This is a genomic window from Nocardia acidivorans NBRC 108247 (assembly GCF_001625085.1).
In the GTDB taxonomy this organism is placed as follows: Bacteria; Actinomycetota; Actinomycetes; order Mycobacteriales; family Mycobacteriaceae; genus Nocardia; species Nocardia acidivorans.
Genome location: NZ_BDAW01000072.1, coordinates 1 through 4,987, shown reverse-complemented (window position 1 = coordinate 4,987; position 4,987 = coordinate 1). Strand labels below are relative to the sequence as shown.

9 protein-coding genes are annotated in these 4,987 nt (G+C 62.8%); 3 read left to right on the top strand and 6 right to left on the bottom strand.

The window, feature by feature from the left end; genetic code table 11:
* Positions 1 to 166: 166 nt before the first annotated feature.
* The 5 genes from NA10_RS29075 to NA10_RS29065 form a co-directional block, all read right to left on the bottom strand.
* A complete protein-coding gene (locus NA10_RS29075) occupies positions 167 to 451 on the bottom strand; it encodes a hypothetical protein (RefSeq protein ID WP_067573640.1) in 285 nt (94 codons plus the stop codon).
* A 79-nt stretch (positions 452 to 530) separates the two neighbouring features.
* A complete protein-coding gene (locus NA10_RS39270; RefSeq protein WP_281180267.1) occupies positions 531 to 659 on the bottom strand; it encodes a hypothetical protein in 129 nt (42 codons plus the stop codon).
* Positions 656 to 913, bottom strand: coding sequence for a hypothetical protein (locus tag NA10_RS29070; protein ID WP_067573638.1), 258 nt, complete (start codon positions 911 to 913; stop codon positions 656 to 658). The genes NA10_RS39270 and NA10_RS29070 overlap by 4 nt, the downstream gene beginning before the upstream one ends.
* Positions 914 to 968: 55 nt before the next feature.
* Complete coding sequence (locus NA10_RS37170) at positions 969 to 1,139, bottom strand: hypothetical protein (protein WP_157556804.1); 171 nt, start codon at positions 1,137 to 1,139, stop codon at positions 969 to 971.
* Positions 1,140 to 1,256: 117 nt separating this feature from the next.
* Positions 1,257 to 1,484, bottom strand: a complete 228-nt coding sequence (locus NA10_RS29065; protein ID WP_067573636.1) for a hypothetical protein — start codon at positions 1,482 to 1,484, stop codon at positions 1,257 to 1,259.
* A gap of 116 nt (positions 1,485 to 1,600) precedes the next feature.
* On the opposite strand from NA10_RS29065, the gene NA10_RS29060 reads away from it, so the two are divergent.
* The 3 genes from NA10_RS29060 to NA10_RS29050 all read left to right on the top strand — a co-directional run bounded on the left by NA10_RS29060 (position 1,601) and on the right by NA10_RS29050 (position 3,495).
* Positions 1,601 to 1,861 (top strand): helix-turn-helix domain-containing protein, encoded by a 261-nt coding sequence (locus NA10_RS29060; RefSeq protein WP_169812663.1) that lies wholly within the window; start codon positions 1,601 to 1,603, stop codon positions 1,859 to 1,861.
* Between the two features lie 440 nt (positions 1,862 to 2,301).
* The gene (locus NA10_RS36105) at positions 2,302 to 2,592 is read left to right on the top strand and encodes a helix-turn-helix domain-containing protein (RefSeq protein ID WP_067573633.1); all 291 of its coding nucleotides are present in this window, start codon (positions 2,302 to 2,304) and stop codon (positions 2,590 to 2,592) included.
* A 54-nt stretch (positions 2,593 to 2,646) separates the two neighbouring features.
* Positions 2,647 to 3,495 (top strand): hypothetical protein, encoded by an 849-nt coding sequence (locus tag NA10_RS29050; protein WP_157556801.1) that lies wholly within the window; start codon positions 2,647 to 2,649, stop codon positions 3,493 to 3,495.
* Here the strand turns inward: NA10_RS29050 and NA10_RS29045 are convergent.
* Positions 3,492 to 4,987: recombinase family protein (locus NA10_RS29045; protein WP_157556800.1), on the bottom strand; the 1,496-nt coding region annotated here is incomplete at its 5' end. The two genes, NA10_RS29050 and NA10_RS29045, sit on opposite strands and share 4 nt — an antisense overlap.

Sequence of the window (4,987 nt, the reverse complement as noted above, 5' to 3'; positions counted from 1 at the left end):
GGCTGAGTGATCGCGTTCTCGTTGGCGAGCCGCGCCTCGATCACGCTCAGTGGCACCGCGTTCCGGCCGGACTGGTGGGCCCGGATCTGTCTTTTCGACATGTAGCATTCCTCGTGATCTCTGGAATTGCGGCCCGTGAGCTGAACCCGCACGGGCCGCCGTCGTTTCAGGGGTTGGAAGGGTCGCCCGTTGGCGGGGCTGAGTTCTCGACAGCGGGCGGCTTTCCGGCGAACCGAGTCAGCACGGTGTGAGCGATTACGCCGATCGCTAGCGGGATGGCGAACAGGCTGGAGACGAACCACGTTGCAGCGTCGACGGTTTCGCAGTAGTTCAACCAGTCGTCGTCGCTGAGCTCTTCGGGCGCAGTACCGAACGGTTGCGGGTCTCGCCGCGGACGAGCGCGGTAGTCCGCCTCGTACTGGGCGAACCAGCCTTCATGGACATCGGTCATTTCGGGCCACCGATATGGCAGACGGTGAGTACGACGAGCCCGACCACTATCCAGACGAACGCGACGATCGCCCAGCCGGTCACAGCGTGGGCCAATCGGTCAGGACCGCGCCGACCCACCACAGGACAACGGCACCGGCGAGGATGCTCAGCAGGTCGAGATACATAGCCAGGTCATCCGGGTCGACGTGCAGTCGTGCCCGCTTCATGCGGCATCGGCCTTACGTGCGACCACGCCGAGCCGCGTCTCACGGGCGACCTCACAGCGGTGATCCTGCGCGACGTCTTGACCGAGAAGCGTTGCGCGCGTGATGATTCCGCGTTTGCGGCGCTTGATCTCGCCCTCGGCGATGATGCGTTCCATGTCGGGCGCGGACGTGAATCCGAACGCGCTGGCGATCATGTCGGCGACCTCTGGGTCGACGGGCGTACCGTCCTTGAATTTGCATGGGATGCGGGCCATTTCGTCGGTCCTTTCAACTGGCCGTGCGGGTGCTGGGTGCACCCGGCGAGGGTGTTTATGCGGCGACTCCCGCTCCGCGGTCGTGTTCGCGGTTTGCGCGGTCGTAGGCGCGCAGCAGGCGGACGGCGGCGTCGAGGTCGCTCGGCTTGAAGTTCTTCTTCTGCTCGTCGATCCATGCCTGCATTGCGGGCGTGACGTGTCGAGGCAGTTCAGAGGGGTTATTCATAGGAATTTCCTGGGGTCCGATTCCCGATGGGGGTGGGCAGGAACTGCGCCGGGAGGGTGCCCGTACGGGCGAGAAATCCGACAAGCCTTGCTCGTGCACTGAGCACGGAACTGGCTGTCACAGAACAGATTTGGAAGGGATGAGCGTGCTCACGGCGCGGTCTACTACCTCGGCGAGCTGGAGGAGTTCGGCCAGGTCGAACGGTGAAGCGCCTTGACCTCGAAGCTTGCGGCGCAACTTCGCGAGCGGGATTCCTGTGGCGTCGGCCGCCTGACGGACGCCGACCCCGGCATCCTCGAGCGCCTCCCCGACCGCTCTACCAACAACCGCGTTGATCTGTTCCATATGAACAGATTATGTGCGAATAGAACACATGGCAAGCGGTGGGCGACCCCCAAAACGGAACACATTTTGTTCCGATGGCTTGCATGTCTGCGGGTACCGATCAGATACTGATCCGTATGAACATCGATTTAGCCAACCGGATCGTGGGCGAGAACCTGCGCGCACTGAGAGCCAAGAGAGGCCACATGGGCCGAGACAGGCTCTCGGAGCTGTCCGGCGTTCCGGTGATGACGATCAGGCGGATCGAGAGCGGCGAGCGCGCCGCCCCCATCACGGCCCTGATGGCGATGTGTGAAGTGCTGGACATGGACGTCAAAGAGTTCGTCGACACAGCACAGAAGGAACTAAAGAAGCTCGCTGGCGAGCAATCCAGCTGACGTCGCGACGACGATCATCTGAGACACATCCAAGGGGATAAGGCCGTTCAAGCGCGCCCGCAATCCCTTCTCGGACATTTCGAGAGACCGGGCGAGCTCGACGTCGTCGCACGCCTGTAGTCGATCTCTCAGTACCGCAAGCGCTTTGCTGTCGGTACGCAGGCTCGTCCTGTGATCCGGGTGAATGCTCGGCGACGAGCTACGAAAGTGCCCACGACCCATGGTGCGCAACGGGTTTGGCTGCTCATCGGCCGAACTTTCCTCTGGCCCCGCGTATTTCATTGTTCCTCCGCACCCCGCGACTCATGAAGTCACGCCCCGGTTCCCAGTTCCCGCGCTACCGAAACGTGAAGTGTCGACTCTCACAGCAAGGTCAACAACCGAAACTCTACGACCCATATATGGGTCCTCGCAATACGAAATCGCGATATCCTCGAGCGATGGATCGGGGAACCTTGAACTTGGCATTCGGCGCGGAGCTACGCAGTCGCCGCAAAGCTGCCGGGCTGGAGCAGAAAGATGTATGGACGGCCCTCGCATGGCGCAGGAACACCTACAAGAGAACCGAGTCGGGCGACCGGGCCATGTCGCCCGAGGATATCCTCGATGTTGCCGAGTTCCTGAATATCGCTCCGACAACGTTTTTCGCTTCGGCGATGAAGCGTTGGAAAGCAGGAGACTTCCCAACGCCGACGGGTGCGCAGGTTTGGGACGACATCCTAGGCATTTGATGCGTCAAGCGGTTTCGGTTTCCTGTGTCGCCCTACGCTCGTACTATTCGGCCCATGTTCGATGTGCTCGACGTGATCGTCACTCTCCTTACGCTTCTGCTCGTAATTTGCTGCGGTCGGCTCGTTTTCCTCCGGGCACGCTGGCTCGGCGGCGAAACTCCCGAACGACAAACAGCCCGAAGGTGGTTGACGATCGGCCTGGCGGCCATCGCCGTCGCCTTCCTGTTCTGGCTCCCCCGGGTCGATACCGCTGTCGACCCATGGCTCGCCGACCGGCTCGGTTGGGCCAACCTCAGTGACCTCTCACATATCCTGCTCACGCTGCTCGCGTGGTGGGTCCTGGGTTTCCTCGGCTTGCATGTGCTGAAACGGAATTCGCCGCTCGATGAGATCTTTCACGACTGGCTCTCGCGCCATGAACGCGCGCGCCGTTTCGTACGGATGATGAGCCATGACCGACGACCCGACCTGGCGCGTCTGATCTGGGGCGGTTTGAACCTCGTTGCCGCCGTTGCGGTGGTCGTCCTGTTCGGGCTCAGCGATCTCACCGAGACCGAGGTCGACAACATGGTCCAACTGAACGATGCCGGCACTCACACACTCGGGATGATGTACGGCGCATGGGCATTCCTCGGCGGCGTCCTAGTCGTGACGGCGGCAGCGGTCAACCTCCAAGCGCCGGGCGCGCGCCGACCGGCCGTTTTGATGATGCTGGCAATCGGTATGTGCGGCGTCGGCTACACGCTGACCGTCGCCGCAGTGGTGGCGATCAGCGGCACCGATGCCCTCGGGGCGCACTCGGTCGGCATTATGGGCGTGTGGGCGATTCCAGGGCTCGCGCTGCTATCAGTAAGCGGCGGTTATGGATTGGTCGCGCTGGCGCGCCAGCGCGCAGCCCGCTAACCCGCCAGCGACTTGACCGGGACACATGACACTCCGATGGTGTCGCGCCAGAACCCCTTCCCCAGCGGCTCAATGGTCACTCGCATGGCAGCGCGCAGGACATCGCGCTTCTGATGGATGTCCGCGCGCTTCCACTTCTGGCGCGCGTCCGGTCCGACGATCGCGGACAGAACCGGATCCGCCTCTTCGACCGTGGCATCCAATCGGGCTTGTGCGTCCCGTATTTCGCGTTCCTTCTCTTCGACGTAGACAGCGACCGCGGCGGCCGACATCTTGGTTTTGGCGGCGTCCTTCACGTACGTTTCGATCTCGCCCTCGAGTGCCTTGATCAACGCGAGATCGGCGTCGATCTCGGCTTGATCGCTCTCGTCCTTGGTGTGCAGCTTCCGCGCGGTGTCCGGATCCTCGAGCAGTTGAAGCAACAGCTCTTCGACGTGGGCCTCGACCAGTTCCAGTGACCTACTGACATGCCCATCGCGACACCGGACGGTCGGCACGCGCCCCGGATTGCCGCGGCCGCCCTTGGCGGTCATGCCCTGCTTACACACGCCGCAGAGCGCTATCCAGGTGACCAGATGTACCGGCGCGGTGCCCTTGTGCTTGGTCCGACTCGGGTCCGTCAGCAACGCGCGAAGTGCCTCGTGCTGCTCGAGGGTGATAATGCCTTCCCACGTACCTTTCTGGAGCGATTGCCCATAGTAGGTGCGGTGGCCGACGTAGGTCGGGCGCAACAGCAGTGCGCGGACCGTGGTCTGCGTCCATACCCCGGTACCACCGGCCGCCCGCCATTTCGGCTCGAGCAGGGTCGAGACGCTTCGGAGGGACTCCCCCGCCAAGAGCCGTCGCGTTGCCTCCTGAATCACCCTGGCCTGTTCCGGTATCGGCTCGCGCCGAATCGGCTTGCCTGAGTTGGCATCACGGATGATGCGGTAACCGCGAGGGACGCGCCCATGAGGCTTGCCCTCCTCCAAGCCCTCCTGGATTCCCCGGTTGACTGCGTCGCTGATGTCGTCGGCCTGCTCCTCTGACCGCATCGCATCGGCGTTGGCGACGCGCCTGTCGGCCGACTTGCTCAGGTCGAGGGTGCGTTTGCCGTACCGCCACAGCGTTCCGGTTTCAATGCACAGTCGGCGCAGCGGAACGTAGTCGTCGAGGTCGCGGTGAGCGCGGTTGGCGGCGAAAGTCCAGAGCAGGTCAGCCTTTCCGGCACGAATGAAGTCCTTCGTTTGAAGGAAACCGGGTCGCTCGTCCACGCGGCGATACCTGCTCGCCGACATCTTGTCACTGAACACGGCGACGACCACCACGCCGATTTCGGCCAGGTCTCGGCGGCCGACCTTCTCCTGATCCCTCACGGACTTCTCGCCTGGTTTGGACACCCGGGCGTAGATGACTGCACGTAGCTGACCTGCGATTTCGAGGCGTCGAGCCCTCGACTTCTGTATACCGTCCGACACCCGACCAAATGTACCCTCTAAGAACACTTTTCTGT

Excerpts from the sequence above, each read along its gene's own strand:
- NA10_RS29075 (WP_067573640.1), bottom strand. The coding sequence starts at position 451 with ATGACCGATGTCCATGAAGGCTGGTTCGCCCAGTACGAGGCGGACTAC.
- NA10_RS39270 (WP_281180267.1), bottom strand. The coding sequence starts at position 659 with ATGAAGCGGGCACGACTGCACGTCGACCCGGATGACCTGGCTATGTAT.
- NA10_RS29070 (WP_067573638.1), bottom strand. The coding sequence starts at position 913 with ATGGCCCGCATCCCATGCAAATTCAAGGACGGTACGCCCGTCGACCCA.
- NA10_RS37170 (WP_157556804.1), bottom strand. The coding sequence starts at position 1,139 with ATGAATAACCCCTCTGAACTGCCTCGACACGTCACGCCCGCAATGCAG.
- NA10_RS29065 (WP_067573636.1), bottom strand. The coding sequence starts at position 1,484 with ATGGAACAGATCAACGCGGTTGTTGGTAGAGCGGTCGGGGAGGCGCTC.
- NA10_RS29060 (WP_169812663.1), top strand. The coding sequence starts at position 1,601 with ATGAACATCGATTTAGCCAACCGGATCGTGGGCGAGAACCTGCGCGCA.
- NA10_RS36105 (WP_067573633.1), top strand. The coding sequence starts at position 2,302 with ATGGATCGGGGAACCTTGAACTTGGCATTCGGCGCGGAGCTACGCAGT.
- NA10_RS29050 (WP_157556801.1), top strand. The coding sequence starts at position 2,647 with ATGTTCGATGTGCTCGACGTGATCGTCACTCTCCTTACGCTTCTGCTC.